Here is a 24,310-nt window from a genome sequence, read left to right as displayed (position 1 = left end):
TGGGCCGCTGAGGCAGGGCGGATGAACGGTGAAGGCAGCAGCGCGCCACGCTCCGGTGACAGGCTCTCCTCCGGTGCCGGAGGGGCGCTCTCCGGCGCGGAAGTAGTGCTGCTGCGTACCCCCGGCCGTGCAGGGCCCATGGCAGCTGAACTGCGCGCCCGCGGGGCACGGGTGCAGCTGCTTCCCCTGATCGACTTCCAGCTCCCGGAGGACACCGCACCGGTGTCCTCCGGATTGCTGGACCTCGGTGCCGGAGGATTCGACTGGATCATCTTCACTTCCGCGACAACTGTCCAGGCGCTCAAACACTTCGCCTCAGCCACCGGAACCCCGCTTTCTGCACTGGTTGCCGGAACCCGGGTTGCCGCGGTGGGTGCCGCGACCGGGCGTGCACTGGCGGCGGCGGGAATCGACGTTAGCTTCATGCCCGGGGCGGACCAGTCCGCGCGGGGCCTGGCAGCGTCGTGGCCGGATGCCGGGAGCGGCCGGATTTTCCTGCCGCAGGCGGACATTGCCGATCCCTTCCTGCGCAACGCGCTGTCCAGCGCCGGCTGGAAGGTCACGGCCGTCGCTGCATACGAGACAGTGGACTATCCGGCTGCCGTGCCGCTGGTTCGGGAAGAACCCGCAGAAGAAGAAGTACTCACCCCCGCGGACTACCGCGCCTTCGCTGCCGGCAGCAGCCAGGGGAACCCAATCCACGCCGTTGTGGTTACTTCTCCCAGCACGGCCCGCCGCTTTGTCCGCGACTGCCTGGTTCCGGGCACCGCGCTGCTGGCCGCGATCGGGGACCCGACAACGCAGGCGCTCGGCAGGCTGGGCCACCCGCCGGCCGCAACGGCAGCCAGCCCGACGCCGGACGGCATGGCAGACGCCGTCGAAGCGGCCCTCGCCGCCCACCAGAATTCAAGATCCACCGAAACGGAAGGCAGAACGCATCCATGAGTTTTCCCCAGCACCGTCCCCGCCGGCTGCGGACCACACCGGCGATGCGGCGCCTGACCGCCGAATACCGCCTGGACCCGGCCGAGCTCGTGCTTCCGGCCTTTATCCGCGAAGGCCTGTCCGAGCCGAACCCCATCACTTCGATGCCCGGCGTTGTGCAGCACACCACCGAAACGCTTAAGCGGGCCGCTTCCGAAGCCGTTGAACTCGGTGTCGGCGGCATCATGCTCTTCGGCATTCCGGCAGAACGGGACGCCGCCGGCAGCGCCGGAACCGACCCGAACGGCGTGCTGAACAAGGCGATTGCGGATGTCCGCGCCGAGGTCGGGAACGATCTGGTGATCATGAGTGATGTCTGCCTGGACGAGTTCACCGACCACGGGCACTGCGGCGTGCTGGACGCCGACGGCGTGGTGGACAATGACACCACCCTGGAAATCTACGGCCGGATGGCCGTGGAGCAGGCCCGCGCCGGAGCCCACGTGCTGGGCCCCTCCGGCATGATGGACGGCCAGGTTGCCGTGATCCGGCAGGCACTGGACGACGCCGGCTTCCAGGACGTCTCCGTGATCGCCTACGCCGCCAAGTACGCGTCGGCGTTCTACGGGCCGTTCCGCGAAGCCGTGGATTCCCAGCTCACGGGCGACCGCCGGACCTACCAGATGGACGCCGCCAACCGCCGCGAAGCACTCCTGGAAGTGGAACTGGACCTCGAAGAGGGTGCCGACATGGTCATGGTGAAGCCGGCCATGAGCTACCTGGACATCCTCGCCGACGTCGCCGCCATGTCACCGGTTCCGGTGGCGGCTTACCAGATCTCCGGCGAGTACGCGATGATCGAAGCTGCGGCCGCGAACGGCTGGATTGACCGCCGCCGCGCCATTGAAGAATCAGTCCTCGGCATCAAGCGTGCCGGTGCCAACATTATTCTCACGTACTGGGCTGCCGAATTGGCGGCCTGGCTGAAGGAAAGCAAGTAATGACCCAGACAGTCTCCTCCGAAGAGCTCTTCGACCGCGCCCGTGCCCTGATGCCCGGGGGCGTGAACTCGCCGGTCCGCGCTTTCGGTTCCGTAGGCGGCACCCCCCGGTTCCTGGTCTCCGCCAAGGGCCCGTACGTCACGGACTCCGAGGGCCGTGAGTACGTTGACCTGGTCTGCTCCTGGGGTCCGGCACTCGTGGGCCACGCGCACCCGGACGTCCTGGCCGCCGTGCACTCCGCCGTCGACCGCGGACTTTCCTTCGGCGCCTCCACGCCGGCAGAGGCCGAACTGGCTGCCCTGGTGATGGACCGGGTCAAGCCGGTTGAGCGCCTGCGCATGGTCTCCACCGGCACCGAAGCGACCATGACCGCCGTCCGCCTGGCCCGCGGCTTCACCGGCCGCAACCTGGTCATCAAGTTTGCCGGCTGCTACCACGGCCACCTGGACGGCCTGCTGGCCTCCGCCGGCTCCGGCGTCGCCACCCTGGCCCTGCCCGGCTCGGCCGGCGTCACCGCCGCTACCGCAGCTGAAACCCTGGTGCTGCCGTACAACGACGTCGCTGCCGTGGAGGCAGCCTTCGCCGAGCACGGAGCGAACATTGCCGCGGTCATCACCGAAGCTGCTCCGGCCAACATGGGTGTTGTCACCCCGGCCGAGGGCTTCAACGCCGCGCTGTCCCGCATCACCACGGCCCACGGTGCGCTGCTGATCCTGGACGAAGTCCTTACCGGGTTCCGCACGTCACCGGCAGGTTACTGGGGCCTGACGGGGGAGAAGGAAGGCTGGGCGCCGGACCTCTACACCTTCGGAAAGGTCATTGGCGGCGGCATGCCCGTGGCTGCCCTGGGCGGCCGCGCCGAGGTCATGGAGTACCTTGCACCCCTCGGACCGGTGTACCAGGCCGGCACGCTGTCCGGAAACCCGATCGCCATGGCCGCCGGCGTCGCCACGCTGACCGCAGCCACGGCCGAGGTCTACGCCAACATCGATGCCCGTTCGGCCCAGCTGTCCCACGCTGTCTCTGAGGCACTCTCCGCTGAAGGCGTGAACCACAGCGTCCAGCGGGCCGGCAACCTGTTCAGCATCGCCTTCGGGACGGCAGAGCACGGCGTGCACGACTACGCCGATGCTTTGGCCCAGGATGCCTTCCGGTTCAAGCCGTTCTTCCACTCGATGCTGGACTCCGGTGTCTACCTGCCGCCGTCGGTCTTCGAGGCCTGGTTCCTTTCCGGCGCGCACGACGACGCCGCGATGGACCGGATCCTCTCGGCGCTTCCGGCTGCAGCCAAGGCAGCAGCGGCCGCCCAGCCGTAGCGCTCTCCCTCATCGAGATGACAGAAACTGCCCGTATCCGGTGTGGATACGGGCAGTTTCTGCTATCTCGGTGGAGTGCCTAGCCCAGGATGTCCCGGCGGTTCAGCGCCCATACCGCCAGTGCCGTGAAGAGAACGCACGCTGCCGCGATCAGTCCCAGGCCGGCAAGGTCGAAGCCCTCCGCCAGCGGATCATTCCGGTAGGCCCAGGAATAGGGGGAGAAGTTCCTCAGCCACCCAAGCTCCGAATTCTGGTTCGCCAAAGCATTCATTACGTAACCGGCGGCAGCCACGCCTGCCGCAGTGCCGAGCGCCGCGCTCCGGCGTCCGGTGAGCGCACCCACCGCCAGCGCAATGCTGCCGGCCAGATAGCCCAGCCCGAGCCACGCGAACTCCACGGCCGCAACGTTGGCAGCCTCCAGCCCAAGCTCCGCAGGAGAGCTCAGCGCCAGGACCAGCACCGCTGTGAGAAGAGCGAACCAGAGCAGGCGAACCATGATTCCCAACGCCGTCTCCAGCGCGTATTGAACCCTGCCCACCCCGTGCGAAAGGATGAGCTCCAAGCGTCCGGATTCTTCGGCTCCGGCAATTGCCGAGCTTCCCCAGGACACTGCGGCAGCGGTGCTCAGGACAAACCCCAGCAGCCCGAAGAACGTGGCCTGGACATAGCCCGGACCGGAGAGAATGTCCTCGTAACCAAGGGCGTTCACCAGCTCGGACGGCAGGGAGCTGATCAGGTTCCGCATATCTGCGCCGTTCATGGAGGGATAAAGCGGAAGGTAGAGCAGCAGTACCGCAGCCAGGGCCAGCGTCCAAACAAACGTGGAGCGCCAGGAGTCCACAACCGCCCGGCGGAATACCGGCAGCGGAGCTCGTTTAGAAACCCGCTGCCGGCTCATCCTGATTCCCTTCCCTGTCCCGGATCGGCAGCTGCAGGTTCGCCGTAGAGCCGCAGGACGGATTCCTCCAGATCGGGTTCCTCCACCGCCAGGTCCAGTACCCGGTGCCGTGCCAGCACCTTGATGACGGCGTCCATGCCGCCTTCCACCGTGCCTTGGACATGGATAGTCCCGTCCTGCCGGATTACTGTTCCCTGCAGACCGGCGGCTGCGAGTTCGTCCCCCAGCCCCGGACCGGTGTCCCGGGCAGGGACAACGGAGGCCCGCACATGGCGAAGACGGTTCAGGCGCAGCGACGCCACATCCCCCTGCGCCACCACTTTGCCCCGGGAGAGGACAGCGACCTGATCTGCGCTCTGCTGGATTTCACTCAGTACATGGGAGCTGAGAAGTACGCTGCGTCCCGCGGCCCTGGCTTCAGCCACCATCTGCAGGAACTCGCGCTGTACCAGGGGATCCAGGCCGCTGGTGGGCTCGTCCAGGACCAGCAGTTCCGGGTCATGCATAAAGGCCTGAACCAGTCCCAGCTTCTGCCGGTTGCCCTTGGACAGGGAACGCACCGGGCGGGACAGGTCAAGGCCAAGCCGCTGCGCGAGTGCTTCCACGCGTCCAGCGGCAACCGGGGCGCTGACCTGCGCGAAGTGCTCCAGCAGGGTCCGGCCACGGCCTCTGCCGCTGATCCGGAAGTCACCGGGAACGTACCCGATCCGGCGGCGCAGCGCAGCACCCCCGGCACGCGGGGAAATCCCCAACACATGAACCTGGCCGGAGGTGGGCCGGATGATGTCCAGCAGCATCCGCAGCGTGGTTGTCTTCCCGGAACCGTTGGGGCCAATCAGTCCAAAGACGCATCCCGGCTCAACCGTCAGCTCAAGGGAAGAGACCGCAGTGCGGGAACCGTAGCGCTTGGTCAGCGCATGCGTCTCTATAACGGGCGGCATCAGAACCCCTTCGAGCGGCAGTGCTCATCATGCTAGCGCCGCGCGGGCCGTTGAACTCCCCGAGATAACAGAAACTGCCCGTATCCGGTGTGGATATACGGGCAGTTTCTGTTATCTCGAAAGGCGGGGACCCCGGGCTAGAAGGCGGGAGTCACGTCACCGTTCGGCCACTTCTCCTCGATGAAGGTCTTCACCTCGGGGGAGTGCAGCAGCTCTTCGAGCTTGTCGATGCGTGCGTCCTTGCTGCCTGCCTTCCAGGCGAGCAGGTTCGCGTACGGGTTGTTCTCCACGGACTCGACCAGCAGTGCGTCTTCCGTCTTGAGCCCGGCATCGAGGATGTAGTTGCCGTTGATGATGGCCAGGTCCACGGTGGGATCGGAGAGGTCATTGACCAGCAGCTCAGCCTGGTTCTCCACGAAGTCCAGGTTCTTCGGATTCTGCTCATCCGTCAGGGAGATGACGGAAGCGTCATCTCCCACGTCCTTGAGCAGGCCGGCTTCTTCCAGCAGGAGCAGGGCACGGGCCTGGTTGGACGGGTCATTGGTGATCGCCACCCGGGCTCCGTCTTCGACGCCGGAAATGTCCTGGTGCTTGTCGCTGAAGACGGCGTACGGCTCAATGTGCACGCCTTCGCCGTGCTCAAAGTCGTAACCCTGGCTCTCGGTCTGCGCCTCCAGGTAGGAGAGGTGCTGGAAGTAGTTGACGTCGATCGAGCCGTCGTCAAGCGAGATGTTCGGGGTGACGTAGTCATCGAACGGGACGACTTCCAGTTCCAGTCCGGCGTCTGCCGCGAGGTTCTGCGCGACGTATTCCAGGATGACGGCATGCGGCTGCGGGCTGGCGCCCACAGTCAGTGTGACCGGGTTGGCGGGATCGAGGCTCTCCACAGCGCTGGAGGAGGCGTCTGAGCCTCCGCAAGCCGTCAGCGCCAGAGCCGCGGCCACGCCAGTGGCCACGAGTGAGAATGCTTTCCGCATCAGATGCGTTTCCTTTCAAGAATCCGGTTACCGGGCGAACCCGGTGCCGGCCGTTGTGCAGCTAGCGGCTACTGGCTGCAGTGCCCGGGGCGCGCCGCATGGGCCGGTCCCGGAAGAATGTGGAAGCGATGCTGCCCCTAGACGCGGGCCCGCGAGCCGGTGCTTTCCGCTGCTTCTTCGCCGCCGGCAATCTCGGCCGGCGCAGCAGAGGGGCCGGCGCTCCCTGCAGCAGGGCGGCGACGGCGCTTGCTGCCGGCCGCAGACCTGTGGTCCACCCGGGCGGCAGCGAAGTCACCGGCGAGCTGGATGATCTGCACGATCGCCACGATGATCACGATCGTGACCACCATGACTGCAGTGTCGAAGCGCTGGACGCCGTAGTTGTACGCGAGCCTGCCGAGTCCGCCGCCGCCGATGATGCCAGCCATCGCCGAGTAGCCCACGAGCGTCACCAGGGTGGTGGTCAGCGCTGCGACGAGCCCGGGAAGGGCCTCCGGCATCAGGACTTTCCGGATGACCTGCATCCGGGTGGATCCCATGACGAGGGCAGCGTCGATCTTTCCGCCGGCGACGTCCCGCAGCGAGGTTTCGACCAGACGGGCGAAGAAGGGAATCGTGCCGATGGAAAGCGGCACGCAGGCAGCCAGCGGACCAATCGAGGAACCGGTGACGAGCCGGGAGAACGGAATCAGGATGACCATCAGGATCGCGAACGGAATCGAGCGGGTGATGTTCACGATGATGTCGGACAGGATCCGGTTGGTCACCGGCATCGGCCGCAGTCCGCCGGGAGCACTGGTGTGCAGGAAAATGCCGAGCGGGAGGCCAATCAGCAGGGTGAAGAATCCGGAGACTCCCACCATGAGCAGCGTGTCCGCGACGGCTTCGGGAAGCGCCTTGGTGATGCCGGGGTTATTTGCGAGTTCTTCGAGCAGGTTCATGCTGCAACCTCCACTGCGACGCCCTGGGCGGCGAGGTATGTCCGCACAGCGTCCATGTCGGTGCTCTGGTCCAGCTGGACGCGGAGCCGGCCAAAGCGTGTTCCGGCAAGGGTTTCGACGCTTCCGGCCAGTACGTTGACGTCGGTGTCGAAGCGCCGGGTCAGTCCTGAGAGCACCGGTTCTGTGGCATGCTCACCGACCATCAGGAGTTCCACCACCGGTCCGCCCGGGATGGGAGGAGTTGCCGGAAGCGGGATGAGGGCCTTGGCCAGGCGGCCGCCCAAATCGGAGGCGACTTCCTGCAGCGGTCCATGCTCGACCACGCGCCCGGCTTCGAGCAGCGAAACAGAGTCGCAGATCCGCTTCACGACGTTCATTTCATGGGTGATGATCAGGACGGTCAGCTCCAGCCGGCGGGTCAGCTCCGCGATCAGGTCCAGGATCTCGTCCGTCGTACGCGGGTCGAGGGCAGACGTGGGCTCATCACAGAGGAGCACGTCAGGATGGGCCGCGAGGGCACGCGCAATCCCCACCCGCTGCTTCTGTCCGCCGGACAGCTGGGCCGGGTAGGCGTCGGCGAAGTCGGCAAGTCCCACCAGCGCGAGCAGCTCGGTGACGCGGGCCTGGATCTCGCGGCGCGGGGTACCCACCAGTTCCAGGGGATGGGCGACGTTCGCGGCAGCGGTCCTGGAATCCATGAGGTTCGCGTGCTGGAACACCATGCCAATACGGCGGCGTGCCTGCCGGATTTCGGCGTCCTTCACGTTGGTCAGTTCCCGGCCGTCGATGGTGACGGTTCCCGACGTCGGGCGGTCAAGCAGTGTGAGGCAGCGGACCAGCGTGGACTTCCCGGCACCGGAATGTCCGATGATGCCGTGGATGGATCCCTTGGGCACGCTCATGCTCACGCCGTCCAGGGCGACCACATCGCGGGCGCCCTGACGGTAGACCTTCCGCAGGTCGGTAACAGTGATCATTCATCCTCGTGTCTGCGTTGTTGTACTCAAAATGTCGTGCAGGAAGCGGCCAGGCGGCATAGGACGCCAACGGCCAGGCGGCATGGGACGCCAACGGCCCGGCCAGGGGAGGAGTGCCTGCCAATCGCGTGGCACAGGGCGGGGAACCCGGTCCTGTGGACCGGCCGGTGCGCCCGGGCGCCATCAGCGCCAAACACTGCGTTAAGTATGTCAATGCTACGCGCGGAGGGTGCGCAGGCTGAAATCCGGTTCTGCGGAGATCAGGCTGGTACTGCGGCATCTCCGGACAGTGCCAGGCCCAGCTGACCGCCGGCTTCTTCGACCAGCAGCGGTACCGTCCCGGCCAGGGAACGTGCCGGTGCGGCGTCAACCGCATCAACCGCGCCGGCCGCGGCCAGCTGCGGGACGGCCAGCTGCGGGACGGCCGCCGGGGCGGACTTGACCGGCCAGGTGCCGTCGATCACCGCTTCGGGGTCCCGGCGGCGGAGGTAGGACTGGAAACTGGCAGCCTGCTCGGCCGCCCACCCGACCTGCAGCCGATGCAGCGCAGTGCATTCCTGGGCAAGGACCGGGAAAGCATTCGCCATGGCGGACCCGACCGCGAGCGTGGCCATGACATCCGCAGCGGAGGTGTGCGCATTCTCGAAGCTGACGCCGTAGTGCTCGGCCGTGGCGGTCAGCGTCCGCTTTCCGCGCCGGTACCGGTCTGCCTGCTTGTCCATGATGTAGGGGTCAATGACGGGGAACGGCACGGGCGCCGTAAGGCCCGCACGTTCGGCCTCGCGGGCCAGCACGGTGAAGTCGTAGGAAGCGTTGAAGGCCAGCACCGGAACTCCGGCGCCGAAGAAGCCGTTCAGGACCTGGATGATCTGTTCGACGGCGGTCCTGCCGGGCAGGCCCTCCCGCTGCGCCTGCGCGGTGGTTATGCCATGGATGGCTGCCGCCTCCTCCGGAATCTCCACGCCCGGGTCCACCAGCCACTCGTGATGTTCCAGGACATTCCCCGCGGCATCCACCAGGATGATCGACGCCGTGACAATCCGGGCGGACTGCGGATCGCGGCCCGTGGTTTCCAGGTCGAAGGATGCACGGGGGAGGTTATGCCAGCTCAACATATTTCCAACGTACCCGCGGGCACGGACATTTCCCGGATTCAGCACGCCGGCGGCGGCTACGCTGGAGGCATGCGGGAGGACTATGACGAGGCGGTGCTGGCGGTAGCCGTGCTGATTCCTCCAGGCCGGGTGCTGGCTTACGGGGACATCGCCGAACTCCTCGGTAAGGGCGGGCCGCGGCAGGTGGGCAAAGTGATGTCGCGCAGCGGCTCAGCCGTGCCGTGGTGGCGTGTCATCAGGTCCTCAGGGGAGCCGCCTGCCTGCCACGGCCGGCGCGCCTGGGAGCACTATGTGCAGGAGCGAACGCCGGTTCGGGGGAACATGGCACCGGACGGAACCGGTTACCGGGTCCGGCTTCCGGAGGCGCGCTGGCAGCCCTCGGACGCGGACTGGCACGTGCTGGACGGGCTGCGGAGCCGGCTCGCGGCGGACGCGGCAGCAGCGAATCAGGCAATGTCAGCGGGACGTGGTGAAGTGGAGGCATGAGCATCAACCTGCAACTGGTTCCGCCGGCAGCCGCCGGCAGGACAGCTCCGGCCCTCAGCCCGGACCAGCAGCTGGCCGTTGACAGGAGTACCGGCAGCGGGCCGCTTCTGGTCCTGGGTGCTCCGGGCACCGGCAAATCGACAGTCCTGGTCGAGACCGCCGTCGCACGGATCGAACGCGGCGGCCTGGACCCCGCCGGCGTCCTGCTGCTCGCCCCCTCCCGCCTGGCAGCCGCCTCCCTGCGTGATGCCCTGTCCGCGCGGCTGGAACGGACCATCAGCGCCGCGCCTGCGCGGACCTGGGCCTCTTACGCCTTCGACGTCATCCGCCGGGCAAAAGCCGAGGGCAGGCTCCCTTACATCACCCGTGCACCGAAACTGCTTTCGGGTGCGGAGCAGGACGTGATCATCAAGGAACTGCTGGCCGGCCACGGCCAGAACGGCGTGCCGGAGCTTCCCTGGCCGGAGTCCCTGTCCATGGCGCTGGGGACCCGAGGATTCCGGCAGGAGGTGCGCCAGCTTTTTGACCGCGTGATCGAACTGGGGCTGGAACCGTCGGAACTGGCCGGCTTCGGGCGGCGGTATGGCCGCCAGGACTGGGTTGCGGCCGCAGCCCTCTACGGGGAATACCGCGACGTCCTGGACATCCGGATGCCCGAGGCTTTCGACCCTGCTGGCATTATCACCAGCGCCCTGCACATCCTCCAATCCGATCCGGAGTTCCTGGCAGCTGAACACGAACGGCTGAAGCTGGTCCTGGTTGACGACCTGCAGGAAGCCAACCCGGCCATCCACCAGCTGCTCGGCGTGCTTGCCGCGGGACGTGATGCCGTGGTGACCGCTGCACCGGACACCGTGGTGCAGGGGTTCCGCGGTGCCCGGCCGGACCTGCTCGGCAACCTTCCGGAGACACTCGGCCCGGGACTGGAAACGGCCGTGCTGCAGACCCAGCACCGCCTGGCGGCACCGGTTGCCTCGGCATGGCACCGGGTAGCCTCCAGGATCTCCGTGGTGCCGGGCCTGCCGTCCTGCCGCAGCAGCGTAGGGCGGCCCTGCCCGGAGTCCGGGAAGGAGTCCGCCGGTGAGGCCACGGCTCCCGCGGCCACAGCGCACGTCGTGGACTCTCCGATGCATGAAATGCGCTACATCGCCCAGCGCATCCTTCAAGCCCAGCTGCTGGACGGCCGGCCGCTGGAAGACATTGCGGTCATCGTCCGAACCGGCGGGCAGCTCTCCCGGATCCAGCGCTACCTGACCAGCCAGGGAATCGAAGTCAAGGTGCCCGTGGCGGAGAAAGCCGTGCGGGATGAAGCAGCCGTCCGGCCGCTGCTGGACGCGTTCGCCGTCGTGCTCGTTCCCGAACTCCTTACTCCCGAGACTGCTGTCTCGCTGCTGACATCCCGCATCGGAGGCGCCGGTTCCCTGGACCTGCGCCGGCTGCGGCAGGCTCTGCGGCGTGAAGAGCTGCGTGCCGGCGGCGGACGCAGCTCCGATGCGCTGCTGGTGGAAGCACTGCTTGATCCGCTCTCCGACTCCGGCCTGGCCCTTGCCGGCCTCGGCTGGGAGGCCGGAGCCGCGAAACGCCTGGCCGCGATGCTGCGTGCGGGCAGGGAAGCCGCTGCCCAGCCGGGAGCAACTGCCGAGACCCTCCTCTGGGCGCTCTGGTCAGCCTCGGGCTGGTCCAAGAAGTGGGCCGAGGCAGCGCTGGCCGGAGGGTCAACGGGGCTGCGCGCCGACCGCGACCTCGACGCCATCATGGCGCTGTTCCAAACCGCTGAGCGTTACGTGGACCAGCTGCCCGGTTCCACGCCCGCCCAGTTCCTGGACTATTTGACGAGTTCCGAACTGCCCATGGATACCCTGGCAGCCCGGGCCCAGAAGCGCGACGCGGTTGAACTGCTGACACCGGCCAGCGCAGCCGGGCGTGAATGGCCGCTGGTCATCGTCGCCGGAATCCAGGAGGGAGTCTGGCCGAACCTGCGCCTGCGCGGTGAGCTGCTGGGCAGCGGCGACCTCGTATCGGCAGTCGAATACGGCGACGATTACCGCCGGTACCGGAACCCCCAGACGCTGATGCACGCTATCCGGCACGATGAACTGCGCAGTTTCTCGACCGCCGTTTCCCGGGCCAAAGAGGAACTGATCTGCACGGCGGTTGCCTCGGAGGATGAACAGCCCTCACAGTTCCTGGACCTGGTGGACCCGCTTCCGGACGGTGTGCTCGTCCGGGAACGGACGGAGGTCCTGCGTCCGCTCACGCTGCGCTCGCTGGTTGCGGAGCTTCGGGCCCACGCCCAGCAGTCAGACACGGTCCCCGAAGAGGCGGCAGAAGCCGCCGGACACCTGGGGCGCATGCTGCGGCACCCTGTTCGGGTGCCGGGCGCCGCACCCGGCGAGTGGTGGGGTTTGCTGCCGTTGTCCACGACTGAACCGATCCTGCCGCCGGATGCGCCGATCCCCGTCTCGCCGTCGAAGGTGGACGCCGTGATGAAGTCACCGCTGAGCTGGTTCGTTTCTGCTGCCGGCGGTGAGCAGGCAACGGACTTTGCCCGTTCCCTGGGCACGCTCGTCCACCAGATAGCGCAGGAGATGCCCGATGCGACCGGCAGTGAGTACGCTGCCGAGCTGCTGCGGCGCTGGCCCTCCCTGGGCATGAAGGACTCCTGGGAGAGCAAGCTCGATCTCCAGCGGGCCGAAAAAATGGTCCGCAAGCTCGCGGACTACGTGATCCAGATGCGCCAGGGAGGGCGGCACCTGGTGGCCGTCGAGAAGGATTTCGAGGCTGAGATACCCGTGGAAGTCCGCGGCGCTGTCCGTACAGCGCTCCTTCGCGGCCAGATTGACCGGCTGGAAGCGGACGCCGAGGGCCGGCTTTTCATCGTGGACCTGAAGACCGGAAAGTCAGCTCCCAAGAAGACCGACCTAGCCGGGCATCCCCAGCTGGCGGCGTATCAGGAAGCGGTGCGGAAAGGCGCCCTCGAGGAAGGGCCGCCGGTGCCGGGCGGCGCCGCCCTGGTTCAGCTGGGCACGTCCTCCAAGGGCGTTTCCGTGCAGGAGCAGCCACCGCTGGGGGCCGGGGAGGAGAGTGCCTTCGAGATGATCCAGCAGGCGGCCGAACTGATGTCCGGCGCGACCTTCGAGACCATTCACGATCCCGGGCGAAGCGGCTTCGGCGGTCACGGCTGCCGGCTGCCGGAAATCTGTCCGCTCTGCACTGAAGGAAAGCAGGTCACCGAGTGAGCGTCCATGTTGGGGAAGAGGTGCTGGGGGAACAGCGGAAGGCACGGTCCTACTCTGCGCGTCAGCTCGCCGAGCTGCTGCACGGGGATTCGGCCGAGCCGGTCCAGTACCCGACCGAGGCACAGGAAGCGATCATCGAAGGCCCCCTTGAACCGCTCCTGGTAGTGGCCGGTGCAGGCTCGGGAAAGACCAAAACGATGGCGGACCGGGTGGTCTGGCTGGTGGCCAACGGGCTCGTGGAGCCCGAACAGATCCTCGGTGTGACCTTCACGCGGAAGGCGGCAGGCGAACTTGCCTCCCGCATCCGGGGGAGGCTTAGGCTGCTGCACCGTGTGATGGGTGCCGCAGCGGACGCCCCGGAGGACAGCCAGCTGGAACCGTCGGTGTCCACCTACCACTCCTACGCCAACGGAATCGTGAACGACTACGGCCTGCGGATCGGCGTCGAACGCGACTCCGTGATGCTGGGCGGAGCGCAGTCCTGGCAGCTGGCGAACGAAGTCGTGGAGGCCTACGCGGGAGACTACGAACACTTCACGGCAGCCAAATCCACGCTCGTCGGGGCCGTCCTGCAGATGGCATCGGAATGCTCGGAGCACCTGTGCACTCCGGCCCAGGTGCGCGCCGAGCTGGAGCGGCACATTGCCGAGGTCCAGGCGCTGCCCTATCAGGCCGGCAAGACCAAGGAGCCCGCCCAGGCAGCCACAACCCTGCTCGGCAAGCTCCGTACCCGGGTCTCCGTCACGGAGCTGGTGGAGTCCTACCAGCGTGCCAAGGCTGAGCGGCGGCAGCTGGACTTCGGCGACCTGGTGGCGCTGGCCGCCCGGATCGCCGAGGAAATTCCGGAAGCAGTGGAGATGGAGCGCGCCAAGTACAAGGTAGTTCTCCTGGACGAGTTCCAGGACACCTCGCATGCGCAGATGGTCCTGTTCTCCAAGCTGTTCGGGGACGGGACGCCCGTGACCGCAGTCGGCGATCCGCACCAGTCCATCTATGGTTTCCGCGGCGCATCTGCCGGACAGCTGGGGACGTTCCGCACCAATTTCCCCAAGGTCCTGGCTGACGGCAGCAGGACACCCGCCGCCGTCGCTAATCTTTCGGTCGCCTGGCGGAACTCCACCTCCATCCTCGCCACCGCCAACTCCGTCTCAGCACCGCTGAACCAGGGCGTGCCGTGGCTGAAGCACAACCGGCCGCTGGACGTCCCCGAACTCCAGGCGAAGCCGAACGCCCGCGTCGGAGATGTCTACCTTGGCCGTTACCTCACGGAGAAGACGGTCCAGCTGCCCGACGGGACGGTGAGCCTGGGGGAAGCCGAGGCCCTGGCAGCGCAGATCGCCGGCCTGCGGACACAGTGGTGGAAACATCCCGACCACGAGACGGACGGCCGGGGAAACCTGCTTCCCCCCACCGTTGCGGTTCTCTGCCGGGGAAAGAAGCAGTTCGACCCGATCCGCCGTGCTTTGGAGGCAGAGGGGATCCCCGTCCAGATCGTCGGGCTGGGCGGCCTGCTTTCGACGCCGGAAATCGTTGACCTGCTTGCTGTCCTGCGCGTGCTCGGGGATCCCGGGCGTTCGGATTCAATGCTGAGGATCCTGGCCGGAGCGCGCTGGCGGATCGGTCCGGCGGACCTCATGGCCCTGGCCGACTGGTCACGGCATCTGGTGCGGGTACGGGAACGCGCTGTCAGTGTCCAGGACCTGGCCGACGTCGACGGTCCCGACGAAAGCGGAGCCGCAGTCGTCGAGACTGATCTGTCCGAAGCAGGCAGTCTCGTTGAAGCCGTTGATTACCTCCCCAAACCGGGGTGGGTGTCCCATGCCGGACGGTCACTGACAGCCGCCGGCCTGGCCCGCCTGGGCGCCCTGCGTGATGAGCTGCGGGAACTGCGCGGCTATGTGGGGGAGGACCTCACCACCCTCATTGGCGAAGTGGAACGGCGCATCCTTCTGGATATCGAAGTTGCGGCAAAACCGGGCATCAGCATCCACGAATCCCGGCGGAACCTCGACGCTTTCGTCGACGCCGCCGCCACCTTCAGCGCTTCGGCGGACCGCGTGGACCTTGCGGCCTTCCTTGCCTGGCTCGAGGTCGCGGATGAGGAAGAGAACGGGCTTCCGGTGACCCAGCTGGAGACCAGCAGGGAAGCGGTCCAGCTGCTGACCGTCCATGCGTCCAAGGGACTCGAGTGGGACGTCGTCGCCGTCCCCGGACTCAGCGAGGGCCAGTTCCCCAACGACAAGGACTCGCGCTGGAGCAGCGGCAACGAAGCTATCCCGTGGAACCTTCGCGGGGACGCGCCGGATCTTCCGCAGTGGGACTGGGAGCAGCCGGACCAGAAGTCGTGGGTCAACGCCGAAAAGCTCTTCGCCGAGGATGCCCGCGGGCATGCCGAACGCGAGGAGCGCCGCCTGGCCTATGTTGCCTTCACCCGGGCAAGGCACGTCCTGTTCTGCTCCTCAAGCGCCTGGGGCGGGGGCCGGTCCAAGCCGACGGGGGCCTCCCGCTACCTGCTTGACCTCTTCGAACTCGGAAAAGCCGGAGCGGACGGCTTCCATCTGCTGTCCTGGCTGGAACCCGGGGATGAGGGAGATGAGAACCCTGCCAACGCTCTGACGGAGCGGGCCGCCTGGCCCAAGGACCCGCTGGCACCGGCGCGCCGGACCTCAATGGAGGCAGCTGCAGCAGCCGTCCTGGCAGCGGCCGACGCCGGTTCCCCTGGCCCGGGCCTCCAGGATCGTGCCCCTGGAGAGGACAACGCACCCCTGGCAGATGATGCCGGGTCGGTGTTTCCGCCGGGTCGCTGGGGGAAGGACGTAGACCTGGTCCTGGCCCGGCACCGCGCTCCGGATGAGGTGATGCAGGTGGAACTGCCCGCCCATATTTCGGCCTCCATGCTGGTGGACCTGCAGGATGACCCGGAAGCCGTGACCCGGCAGCTGCGCCGGCCGGTTCCCCGGGAACCTGGAATGGCGGCACGCAAAGGCACGGCGTTCCACGCCTGGATCGAGGAGTATTTCGGCCGCAGCGGAATGCTCGACCTCGACGAATACCCGGGCGCGGCCGATGCCTACGTGGATGAGGCATACCAGCTTGAGGACATGGTGGCGACGTTCGAAGCGTCTGAGTGGGCACACCGGACTCCGGCCTTCATCGAGGTGCCGGTGGAGACCAGGGTGGAATCCGTAGTGGTCCGCGGGCGGATCGACGCGGTCTTCCGCGATGACGACGGCGGCTGGGACCTGATCGACTGGAAGACCGGTGCCCCTCCGTCTGCCGACAAGCTCGCCGTCCGCTCAGTGCAGCTGGCGGTCTACCGTTTGGCCTGGTCCCGACTGCAGAACGTTCCGCTGGAAAAGGTCCGTGCTGCCTTCTACTACGTCGCCGCGGATAAGCTCATCCGTCCGCACAACCTGCTGGACGCTGCGGAACTGGAAAAGATCATCGCCAGCTCTGCTCCGGGGGCCTGAAGGATCGGGGCCTGAAGGAACTGAGCCTGAAGGATCTGGGCCAAACCACACTGGGCCATCCGCATAGGGAGAGCCGCCGTCCCTTGGGGCGGCGGCTCTCCCTACTGTCTGTACTACCCGTGCTGTACTACCCGTGCTGTACTGCCCGTCTGTACTGCGCGTCTGTACTGCGCGGCCGCCGGGCTACGGAGTCGCCCGGCGAAGGGTTCCGTAGGACCCGGCAGCCAGCACGACTCCGGCCAGCAGGAGCCATCCGGCCAGGGCCAGGGGCGTGAGCTGGACAAACCAGGCGCCGACCTCGGCCCACGAGTCCGTGAAGCTCACAGCCGCTACGCTGCCCAGCAGCAGGAGCGCGAAGCCGACCAGCGCTGCGACCAGGCCCGTCGCCCGCCACCGCTTGTAGACCGTGGCGAACCAGAAACCGAACATGAACAGCAGCATGGACAGGGCAAAGTAGAGCAGGATTTGGGTGTACCAGGCGGACTCGGCGATCCACGGCAGGGCGAAGATGTTGCCGCCCACTCCCCAGCCGTTTGTGGCATCCTCGACGAGCCCGAGTACCCAATAGAGCACCCCGAGGGCGAGGGAGGCCAGCGCAAACAGTCCGAGCGTCCCGATGTAGAAGGACCGGCGGCTGACGCTCAGGGCCTGGGAGAACGGAAAGGTATAGGTCAGGGCCTGGACGCCGATGGCAAGGAAATACCACATGACGGATTGGCCGGAGAAGGCCATCCGGGTACCTTCGCCGTCGGAAGGAATCATGGCCAGGATGGCAATGGAGATCACGGTGGATGTGACCAGGATGATGGCAGGGATGCCCAGGTAGATCCATTTATTCAGCAGCTGCATCCGGGCTACAGCGAGAGCGCGGTTCATCGCAGGACCTCCAGATCCGTAGTGCTGCCGGCATGAGCGCCGTAGCTTTCGTTAGCTTTCAGGGTGCGCCGGATGATCAGCTGCTGCAGTGATACCGGTGCGAGTTCCAGTCCCATGGCAAGAGCCCGTTCCCGGTCGTCGGCGGCAAGGGGTGCATCGACTGTGACAGAAGCCAGGGCCCCCAGGTTTTCCCTGTGCAGAACCGGCCGGCCGGCCACGAACTCTTCCACGGATCCCGCCTTCCCGGCGACGGCGAATGCGGAGCCTGTGATGGCCTCCACTTCGTCATCGACGACGATCCTGCCGCGGTCGATGACGATGACGTGTTCAAGCAGGTTCGCCACTTCATCGATCAGGTGCGAAGAAAGGATGATCGTGCGCGGGTGGTCAGCAAAGTCCGTGAGCAGCCTGTCATAGAACAGCTGCCGTGCCACGGCGTCCAATCCCAGGTACGGCTCATCAAAGAAGGTCAGCTCGGCCCGGGAAGCCAGTCCGATAATGACGCCGACCGCAGACAGCTGGCCTCGGGAGAGCTTTTTGATCCGGTGCTTTTTGGGACGCGGAAGCTGGAAGTCTTCCAGCAGGGTCTCAGCGAGTTCGGCGCTCCAGTTCGGGAAGAACAAGGCGGCCGCGTCCAGGGCGTTCCGCACGGTGAAGTCATCCGGGTACTTCTGCGACTCCCGGACGAAGCAGAGCCGGGACAGAACCCGCTCGTTTTCAAACGGGTCCTCTCCAAAGATCCGGACTTCGCCCGAGCTGGCAAAACCCTGGGCGGTCAGGATGGACATCAAAGTTGTCTTGCCGGCACCGTTGCGCCCCAGCAGACCGTAGATCCGGTTCGCTTCGATGTTCAGGCTCACATCGTCCAGGGCGAGCTCGCCGCGGTAACTTCGGGTGATATTGCGGGTTTCTATGACGTTCATGGTGCCGGGGTCCCTTCGTAATCAGCGGCACTGCGTTGGATGAGAGTGGTGAGTTCCTCTTTGTCGATGCCCAATTTGGCGGCTTCGAGCTGGAGTGGCTGCACGTAGTGGCGGTAGAACTGCTCGCGGCGCTTGGCGAGTACAGACGCACGGGCGCCGGAGGCAACGAACATCCCGATGCCGCGGCGCTTATAGAGCAGTCCCTCGTCGACCAGAAGATTCACGCCCTTGGCTGCCGTTGCGGGGTTGATCCGGTAGAACGCAGCTATCTCATTCGTCGATGGCACCTGGCCCTCTTCCTGCAGGACGCCGTCGAGGACGTCCGACTCGATGCGTTCGGCGATCTGCTGGAAGATCGGCTTGCTGTCATCTATCACGGAACCCGCCTGTCTCGGTTCTTTGGTTAGTTACCCGACTAGCTAACCATTATGGCAACGTGGGCGTCAAGCCGGCGCCGGAAGTTTTTTGGCGAACAGAAAAACGCCCGCCTGGATAATCCAGACGGGCGTTTCAGGTGCGGGCGCGGACGCTACGGACGTGCGGAGCGGTCCGCTTCGGCCGGCGGGGTTTCGACTGCCACCAGGGGAATTGCCGACGTTGCCGGCTCGACGGCGTCGGCCTGCGGATCGCTTTTGCCAGCGCCGGCCTCCGCTTGCGGGTTCGAGGCCTGCGGCTGCGGGTTCGATGCGGCAGCCGGCGGAGCGTCGCCGGGAACGGCCACACCGGAAGCGGCTGCAGCATCGGCGGGGGCAGTAGATGGCGCGTCCGGCTTATCGTTGCCGGCGCTGTCTTCAGCGGCTGCGGCGTTCGCCGGCTCCGGAAGCGGAGTTACCGAGACCTTTTCAGCTTCGGGGTTCGGCAGGGGTTTCACGGTGACCTTGCTGCCGGCGGGTGCCTTTGCGGGAACGGAGTCCTGATCCGCGGGCGCCGGAGCCGGCACGGGCACCGGCGCTGACACAGGCACTGCCGCAGCCGCGTCGGCTTCTGTGGCCAGGGCGGATTCCTGTTCCAGGATGTCCGCTTCCAGGGTGGCCAGCATTTCCTCCGCTTCTTTCACCATCGCCTGGTTGCCGGCGGCAAGTCCGCGCACCAGCCACTGTGCCAGCGCGAACTCAGCGGAAAGTGCAGCCCGCCGGATCAGGTGGGGATCGACGGCGTCGGGCCGGGCCGCCACATAGGCGGCGTGCACCGCGTCGGTGAACGCGCTGTTGTTGGCCGCGATCAGCCAGGCGAAGTCATCAGCCGGGTCTCCGATGCGCAGGTCCGTCCAGCCGATGACGGCGCTGATCCTGCCGCCGGACACCAGGAGGTTGTCTTCGTGGAGGTCACCATGGACCACGTTGGGGCTGAAGCGCCAGAGTCCGATGTCCTCCAGCGCGTGTTCCCACCGGCGCAGCAGCGTGGCCGGGATCTTGCCGGTGGTGGCCGCCTGGTCCAGCTCATTGAGCTTGCGCTGGCGGAATTCGTTCGCGGTGTAGCTGGGCAGGTCTGCGTTGTTCACCAGCGACTGGGGCAGGGCATGGATGGCGGCCAGCGTCCGGCCAATGTCCTCGGCCAGGTCCTTGCCTGCGGCTGCCAGCTCATCGATGTCCCGCGTTGCGCCGGGGAGGTGGGAATAGACGAAGGTACAGAGCTCGCCCTTGCGGACGGTGCCGGCGACGTACGGGAGCGCGAAGGGCAGCTCGGCGCGGACTGCGGGGACGAAGGCACGAAGTACCAGGAGCTCTGTTTCGAGCCGCATGCTGGCTTCGACATGCTTCGGGGAACGTACCCGCCACTGCTTGCCGGCGTCGTCAACGAGCAGGGCGGCATCGAAATCTGCGGCGTCGTCCGGCGAACCGGCTACGCCGGTCAGCACCAGCGCCGGGACGGCGGCGCTGGCCAGGGCTGCCAATTCCATGGGGGAGCGTTTCACATCTTCAACCGTAGGGGCAGATGTGGCCTGAGTAACCCATAGCACCCGGCGAGTCGGAAGAGCGTGAGGAAAACCTCAGCGGGACGGGCCGCCCGTCCACCGCGGTGGTCCAGCTTTCCGGATGGGGGACCTAAGTCAGTACGGTAGGGGTATGAGTAGCCAGCTAGACACAGCCGATACCCCGAACCTGGGCCAGCTGCCGCTGGCACGCGGTGCGGTGGACCGAGGCAGCGAGCGCCGGGGCGCCGAAGATCTGTTCGAGCGTCTCCTGGAACAGGAGAGCACGCGCGTTATGTACGTGTCCCGAGGCCAGGCGCTGATCCGGGAGGACTCCCTGGTGCTCCGTCCCGTGGGGGAGGACGGTTTCGGCCCTGATCCGGTGTACCTGGGACGTACCCTTGCCGACGGCCAGGTTCCCGCCGGAGCGGAGATCGTGATGGCTACCCTTCCGGAGCCCGACGCCGCGCTGGAAGTCGACGGTGTCCGCTGGGCCAGCCTGAGGGAGGTCGCTACCACGCTCGGTTCGCTGGATGCCGGCCTGTTCGTCGAAGCCTGCGCCGTTGCCAACTGGCACGCCACGCACACGCACTGCCCCCGCTGCGGGGCCCCCACGGTGTTAGCCGAGGGAGGCTGGGTGCGGCGCTGCCCCGAGGACGGCAGCCAGCACTTTCCGCGCACCGATCCGGCCATCATCGTGGCCATCACTGACCCGCAGGACAGGATCCTCCTCGGATCCGCGGCGGCTTGGCCCGGCAGCCGGTACTCGACGCTGGCGGGCTTTGTGGAGCCCGGAGAGTCACTGGAAGCGGCGGTCATCCGTGAAGTGGCCGAGGAATCCAACGTTGTGGTGCGCAATCCGCAATACCTGGGATCCCAGCCCTGGCCGTTCCCCTGCTCCCTGATGCTTGGGTTCTGCGCGGAAGCGGATGGTACTGAACCTCAGGCTGACGGCGTCGAAATGTCGGATGTCCGGTGGTTCACCCGCAAGGAACTGACCGACGCCGTGGCCTCAGGGGAGATCACCATCCCGTCCGCCATCTCCATTGCACGCAACCTGATTGACCGCTGGTACGGCGGCCCTGTCCCGGAACCGGAGCTGACACGCGGGAAATGATCACCGATTCACTCGAAGCGCGCATCCTTGCCGGCCTCGACGACGAGCAGCGCGAAGTAGCAACAACCCTCACCGGCCCGTTGTGCGTCCTGGCAGGTGCCGGAACCGGCAAGACACGGGCCATTACGCACCGGATGGCCTACGGGGTGCATTCCGGACTCTACAAACCGCAGCAGGTCCTGGCCGTGACCTTCACCGCCCGGGCCGCCGCGGAAATGCGGACACGGCTGAGGGACCTGGGGGCGGGCGGGGTCCAGGCCAGGACCTTCCACGCAGCGGCACTAAAGCAGCTGCAGTACTTTTGGCCGCAGACCGTCGGCGGACCGTTGCCGGGCCTGCTGGACCACAAAGCCCAGCTGATTGCGGAGGCGGCCCGCCGGCTCCGGCTCTCCACCGACCGCGCCGCCATCCGCGACGTGGCCGCGGAAATCGAATGGGCCAAAGTCTCGATGCTCACGCCGGACAGCTACGTGCGCGCAGCGGCGGGCCGGGACGCACCCGCCGGTTTCGACCTCACCACGGTGTCCCGGATCTTCCAGTCCTACGAAGACGTCAAAGTGGACCGCAACGTCATCGACTTCGAGGACGTGCTGCTGATCATCGTGGGCATCCTGCAGGAAGATCCGCGCGTTGCGGCAACGGTCCGGGACCAGTACCGGCACTTTGTCGTCGACGAGTACCAGGACGTTTCCCCGCTGCAGCAGCGGCTTCTGGACCTGTGGCTCGGAGAGCGCGATGAACTGTGCGTCGTCGGTGACGCCAGCCAGACGATCTATTCCTTCACCGGCGCTACGTCCCGCCACCTCCTGGACTTCACGCACCGCTTTCCCGGGGCGCAGGTGGTCAAACTGGTTCGTGACTACAGGTCCACCCCCCAGGTCGTGAACCTGGCGAACCGCATCCTCGCGGCGCGGACCGCAGAGGGGGAGCGCCTGCGGAACGCTCCGGCATGGCCTGCCCCGCTGGAACTGATCGCGCAGCGCGAGTCAGGCCCGGAGCCCACCTTTACGGAATGCGCCGACGACGAGGCGGAAGCCGCGCAGGTTGCCGGGCGGATCCGCAAGCTGCTGGACGACGGCGTCGAAGCGAGCCAGATCGCCGTACTGTTCCGCACCAACGGGCAGTCCGAAGCCTACGAGCAGGCGCTCGCGACGGCCGGTATTGGTTACCAGCTCCGCGGCGGCGAGCGGTTCTTCGCCCGCAGGGAAGTCCGCGATGCCATGCTTCAGCTCCGTGCAGCGGCCCGCTCGGTCGGCACCGAACCGGTGCCGCAGGTGGTGCGGGACATCCTGGCAAACCTTGGCTACTCCGCTGAACCGCCCTCGGGCGGGGGAGCGACCCGCGAACGCTGGGAGTCCCTGGCCGCGCTGGTGGCACTCGCCGACGAGATGCATGCCAACCGCACCCAGGAACCGGACAGCATCTTCACCCTGCAGGATTTCACCGTGGAACTGGAGGAACGCGCCGCCACCCAGCACGCTCCCAAAGTCCAGGGCGTCACTTTGGCCAGCCTGCACTCCGCCAAGGGCCTGGAATGGGATGCAGTGTTCCTGGTTGGGCTCAGCGAAGGGCTGATGCCCATCTCCTTCGCGGACACCCAGGAAGCGGTGGACGAAGAACGGCGCCTGCTCTACGTCGGCATCACCCGTGCGCGCGTGCACTTGGCCCTGTCCTGGTCGACGGCCCGCACACCCGGCGGGCGCGCGAACCGCAAGCCCTCCCGGTTCCTGGACGGGCTGCGGCCGAACACGGCACGGGACGCCGCCGGTCCCCGGACGGCCCGCCCGGCGCGCCGCAAGGTCACCGGACCGGCGAAGTGCCGCGTCTGCGGGACGCTGCTCGGCACCGGTGCCGAGCGGAAGATGGGCCGCTGCGGGGACTGTCCGGCCACCTATGACGAGGTGACCTTTGAGGCCCTGCGCGAATGGCGGAAGGAAGCCGCCAATGAAGCGGGTGTGCCGGCTTTTGTGGTCTTCACCGACGCCACCCTCGTTGCGATCGCCGAGGACAAGCCGCCGACACTCAACCGGCTGGCGACGCTGCCCGGTGTGGGTCCGTCCAAGCTTGAGCGCTACGGGGAAGCAGTGCTGGCAGTTCTCGCGCAAAGCCCGGAGGCTTAGGCCGCGCTTCGCCCGGACTGCAGCCGGCACCCGCAGCCGGGATGGAACTGCAGCGGTTCCAGACCGATGTGCCCGTCTGCGGTCCGAAGCTGCAGGACGGCCGACCAGGTCACCGGCTGGGCCACCCCATCAATAAACGAAAGCACCTGGTTGGCTGCGATTCCGGCAGCCAGGCCCGCCGCGCTCACTTCCTCGCCGCCGGGCCCACCGGCACCGGGACCTCCGTTCCCGCTGCTTTCCAGTGCGGCCGAGGAAGCGTACCAGCCGGGATCGGCGTCACCGCGGTGCCGGTCCAGGCAGCCGAGGCACGGTGTCGCTCCGGGCACCACCAACGGTCCGACCGAGTAGCCGTACTGCTGGACGGTGACTGCCAGATGGGGATGCCCGCGGTCGCCGGCTGCGGCGGTGTGCCGGGAATCCGGCTGCTCATGGACAAACAGGGCCAGGTCGACCGCGGCGGCAGCTCCACCCGGTGCGCCTCCCGGGACATGCAGCACCCGGACCGTGGGATCGATCCGGTAAAGATGCCGTTTAACGGCCCGGAAACGCTGCATCCCGATGTCCGTCAGGGCGTAGGCAGGGCCGACATCGGACGCAGAGACTGCCCCCGGATCACCGAGCAGCAGGGTCCCGACACCGGCAGCGGTGAGCGTGCGTGCCACGAGGGCGCCGCACCGGCCCAGGCCCTGGATTTCCACTGCGGCCGCGGACCTCCGGGAAACCGCTTCCGCAGCGTCCCGTCCGTAAACAGCAGACAGTCTCTGGACGTCCGGACGCAGCCTTTCCCCGCGCAGCGGCGGAAGGGCATGCCCGTTCCCCGCGCAGGGCAGAAGCACTGGGGCCAGCGCCGAGAGCAGCTGGGACTGCCGGTCCGCACCGATGCCCGCCGCAGCGGCCGCAGCCGGCTCCGCGCCATCCGGAACCCCGGCCCTGAGGTTCCGGATAAAGGACAGATCCGCCTCTGTCAGGCCGGCCAGGAGCAGCGCTCCGGCACCGAAGCCAAACTGGCGCCGGTCGGCACCAAGGTCCAGGACATGGATGCCCGGGTTGATCCGCATGCTGGTCCTCCTGGACGAC

General features: G+C 67.0%; 17 protein-coding genes and 2 pseudogenes. 8 read left to right on the top strand and 11 right to left on the bottom strand.

Features of this window, described 5'->3' with window-relative positions:
- Positions 1-21 precede the first annotated feature (21 nt).
- Genes NF551_RS11980 through hemL form a run of 3 tightly spaced genes read left to right on the top strand, consistent with a single transcriptional unit; the run spans position 22 to position 3,241 of the window.
- Positions 22-945 carry a uroporphyrinogen-III synthase gene (locus NF551_RS11980; protein ID WP_227894447.1) on the top strand — a complete coding sequence of 308 codons (924 nt, stop codon included), beginning with the start codon at positions 22-24 and terminating at the stop codon, positions 943-945.
- Complete coding sequence (hemB, locus tag NF551_RS11975) at positions 942-1,925, top strand: porphobilinogen synthase (RefSeq protein ID WP_227894448.1); 984 nt, start codon at positions 942-944, stop codon at positions 1,923-1,925. Before NF551_RS11980 ends, hemB begins: the two co-directional genes overlap by 4 nt.
- The gene (gene hemL, locus NF551_RS11970; protein ID WP_227894449.1) at positions 1,925-3,241 is read left to right on the top strand and encodes a glutamate-1-semialdehyde 2,1-aminomutase; all 1,317 of its coding nucleotides are present in this window, start codon (positions 1,925-1,927) and stop codon (positions 3,239-3,241) included. Before hemB ends, hemL begins: the two co-directional genes overlap by 1 nt.
- Before the next feature lie 79 nt (positions 3,242-3,320).
- Here hemL and NF551_RS11965 read toward each other — a convergent pair whose 3' ends face one another.
- The 6 genes and pseudogenes from NF551_RS11965 to NF551_RS11940 form a co-directional block, all read right to left on the bottom strand.
- Positions 3,321-4,139 (bottom strand): ABC transporter permease subunit, encoded by an 819-nt coding sequence (locus tag NF551_RS11965; protein WP_227894450.1) that lies wholly within the window; start codon positions 4,137-4,139, stop codon positions 3,321-3,323.
- Positions 4,136-5,080: an ABC transporter ATP-binding protein gene (locus NF551_RS11960; protein ID WP_227894451.1), complete on the bottom strand. Its 945-nt coding sequence runs from the start codon at positions 5,078-5,080 to the stop codon at positions 4,136-4,138. Before NF551_RS11960 ends, NF551_RS11965 begins: the two co-directional genes overlap by 4 nt.
- Positions 5,081-5,217: 137 nt before the next feature.
- Positions 5,218-6,057, bottom strand: a complete 840-nt coding sequence (locus NF551_RS11955; RefSeq protein ID WP_227894452.1) for a MetQ/NlpA family ABC transporter substrate-binding protein — start codon at positions 6,055-6,057, stop codon at positions 5,218-5,220.
- Between the two features lie 263 nt (positions 6,058-6,320).
- Positions 6,321-6,998 (bottom strand): annotated as a pseudogene (locus tag NF551_RS11950) (methionine ABC transporter permease); the annotation flags it as partial.
- Positions 6,995-7,975 carry a methionine ABC transporter ATP-binding protein gene (locus NF551_RS11945; protein ID WP_227894453.1) on the bottom strand — a complete coding sequence of 327 codons (981 nt, stop codon included), beginning with the start codon at positions 7,973-7,975 and terminating at the stop codon, positions 6,995-6,997. The pseudogene NF551_RS11950 and the gene NF551_RS11945, both read right to left, overlap by 4 nt.
- Before the next feature lie 440 nt (positions 7,976-8,415).
- A pseudogene (locus NF551_RS11940) lies at positions 8,416-9,090 on the bottom strand (3'-5' exonuclease); the annotation flags it as partial.
- Between NF551_RS11940 and NF551_RS11935 the strand changes: the two are divergent.
- The 3 genes from NF551_RS11935 to NF551_RS11925 are packed head-to-tail and all read left to right on the top strand — an operon-like array spanning position 9,076 to position 16,285.
- Positions 9,076-9,576, top strand: a complete 501-nt coding sequence (locus NF551_RS11935) for an MGMT family protein (RefSeq protein WP_227894454.1) — start codon at positions 9,076-9,078, stop codon at positions 9,574-9,576. The pseudogene NF551_RS11940 and the gene NF551_RS11935 sit on opposite strands and share 15 nt — an antisense overlap.
- The gene (locus NF551_RS11930) at positions 9,573-12,815 is read left to right on the top strand and encodes an ATP-dependent helicase (RefSeq protein ID WP_227894455.1); all 3,243 of its coding nucleotides are present in this window, start codon (positions 9,573-9,575) and stop codon (positions 12,813-12,815) included. Before NF551_RS11935 ends, NF551_RS11930 begins: the two co-directional genes overlap by 4 nt.
- Positions 12,812-16,285, top strand: a complete 3,474-nt coding sequence (locus NF551_RS11925; protein ID WP_227894456.1) for an ATP-dependent helicase — start codon at positions 12,812-12,814, stop codon at positions 16,283-16,285. The genes NF551_RS11930 and NF551_RS11925 overlap by 4 nt, the downstream gene beginning before the upstream one ends.
- Positions 16,286-16,468: 183 nt before the next feature.
- Here the strand turns inward: NF551_RS11925 and NF551_RS11920 are convergent, their stop codons facing one another.
- The 4 genes from NF551_RS11920 to NF551_RS11905 all read right to left on the bottom strand — a co-directional run bounded on the left by NF551_RS11920 (position 16,469) and on the right by NF551_RS11905 (position 19,999).
- The gene (locus NF551_RS11920) at positions 16,469-17,161 is read right to left on the bottom strand and encodes a hypothetical protein (protein ID WP_227894457.1); all 693 of its coding nucleotides are present in this window, start codon (positions 17,159-17,161) and stop codon (positions 16,469-16,471) included.
- A complete protein-coding gene (locus NF551_RS11915) occupies positions 17,158-18,084 on the bottom strand; it encodes an ABC transporter ATP-binding protein (protein WP_227894458.1) in 927 nt (308 codons plus the stop codon). Before NF551_RS11915 ends, NF551_RS11920 begins: the two co-directional genes overlap by 4 nt.
- Positions 18,081-18,461 carry a GntR family transcriptional regulator gene (locus tag NF551_RS11910; RefSeq protein WP_227894459.1) on the bottom strand — a complete coding sequence of 127 codons (381 nt, stop codon included), beginning with the start codon at positions 18,459-18,461 and terminating at the stop codon, positions 18,081-18,083. Before NF551_RS11910 ends, NF551_RS11915 begins: the two co-directional genes overlap by 4 nt.
- 152 nt (positions 18,462-18,613) lie before the next feature.
- A complete protein-coding gene (locus NF551_RS11905) occupies positions 18,614-19,999 on the bottom strand; it encodes a macrolide 2'-phosphotransferase (protein WP_227894460.1) in 1,386 nt (461 codons plus the stop codon).
- Between the two features lie 151 nt (positions 20,000-20,150).
- On the opposite strand from NF551_RS11905, the gene nudC reads away from it, so the two are divergent.
- Both nudC and NF551_RS11895 read left to right on the top strand, forming a co-directional pair.
- The gene (nudC, locus tag NF551_RS11900) at positions 20,151-21,113 is read left to right on the top strand and encodes an NAD(+) diphosphatase (RefSeq protein ID WP_227894461.1); all 963 of its coding nucleotides are present in this window, start codon (positions 20,151-20,153) and stop codon (positions 21,111-21,113) included.
- Complete coding sequence (locus tag NF551_RS11895) at positions 21,110-23,233, top strand: ATP-dependent DNA helicase UvrD2 (RefSeq protein WP_227894462.1); 2,124 nt, start codon at positions 21,110-21,112, stop codon at positions 23,231-23,233. Before nudC ends, NF551_RS11895 begins: the two co-directional genes overlap by 4 nt.
- Here NF551_RS11895 and NF551_RS11890 read toward each other — a convergent pair.
- Complete coding sequence (locus tag NF551_RS11890) at positions 23,230-24,291, bottom strand: ThiF family adenylyltransferase (protein WP_227894463.1); 1,062 nt, start codon at positions 24,289-24,291, stop codon at positions 23,230-23,232. The two genes, NF551_RS11895 and NF551_RS11890, sit on opposite strands and share 4 nt — an antisense overlap.
- Positions 24,292-24,310 lie beyond the last annotated feature (19 nt).

Source organism: Arthrobacter caoxuetaonis (assembly GCF_023921125.1).
In the GTDB taxonomy this organism is placed as follows: domain Bacteria; phylum Actinomycetota; class Actinomycetes; order Actinomycetales; family Micrococcaceae; genus Arthrobacter_B; species Arthrobacter_B caoxuetaonis.
This window is presented reverse-complemented; position numbering and strand designations above follow the sequence as displayed.

What these genes read in the sequence shown, in the direction of transcription:
- NF551_RS11980 (WP_227894447.1), top strand. Translation starts at nt 22, where the DNA reads ATGAACGGTGAAGGCAGCAGCGCGCCACGCTCCGGTGACAGGCTCTCC.
- hemB (WP_227894448.1), top strand. Translation starts at nt 942, where the DNA reads ATGAGTTTTCCCCAGCACCGTCCCCGCCGGCTGCGGACCACACCGGCG.
- hemL (WP_227894449.1), top strand. Translation starts at nt 1,925, where the DNA reads ATGACCCAGACAGTCTCCTCCGAAGAGCTCTTCGACCGCGCCCGTGCC.
- NF551_RS11965 (WP_227894450.1), bottom strand. Translation starts at nt 4,139, where the DNA reads ATGAGCCGGCAGCGGGTTTCTAAACGAGCTCCGCTGCCGGTATTCCGC.
- NF551_RS11960 (WP_227894451.1), bottom strand. Translation starts at nt 5,080, where the DNA reads ATGCCGCCCGTTATAGAGACGCATGCGCTGACCAAGCGCTACGGTTCC.
- NF551_RS11955 (WP_227894452.1), bottom strand. Translation starts at nt 6,057, where the DNA reads ATGCGGAAAGCATTCTCACTCGTGGCCACTGGCGTGGCCGCGGCTCTG.
- NF551_RS11945 (WP_227894453.1), bottom strand. Translation starts at nt 7,975, where the DNA reads ATGATCACTGTTACCGACCTGCGGAAGGTCTACCGTCAGGGCGCCCGC.
- NF551_RS11935 (WP_227894454.1), top strand. Translation starts at nt 9,076, where the DNA reads ATGCCAGCTCAACATATTTCCAACGTACCCGCGGGCACGGACATTTCC.
- NF551_RS11930 (WP_227894455.1), top strand. Translation starts at nt 9,573, where the DNA reads ATGAGCATCAACCTGCAACTGGTTCCGCCGGCAGCCGCCGGCAGGACA.
- NF551_RS11920 (WP_227894457.1), bottom strand. Translation starts at nt 17,161, where the DNA reads ATGAACCGCGCTCTCGCTGTAGCCCGGATGCAGCTGCTGAATAAATGG.
- NF551_RS11915 (WP_227894458.1), bottom strand. Translation starts at nt 18,084, where the DNA reads ATGAACGTCATAGAAACCCGCAATATCACCCGAAGTTACCGCGGCGAG.
- nudC (WP_227894461.1), top strand. Translation starts at nt 20,151, where the DNA reads ATGAGTAGCCAGCTAGACACAGCCGATACCCCGAACCTGGGCCAGCTG.
- NF551_RS11895 (WP_227894462.1), top strand. Translation starts at nt 21,110, where the DNA reads ATGATCACCGATTCACTCGAAGCGCGCATCCTTGCCGGCCTCGACGAC.
- NF551_RS11890 (WP_227894463.1), bottom strand. Translation starts at nt 24,291, where the DNA reads ATGCGGATCAACCCGGGCATCCATGTCCTGGACCTTGGTGCCGACCGG.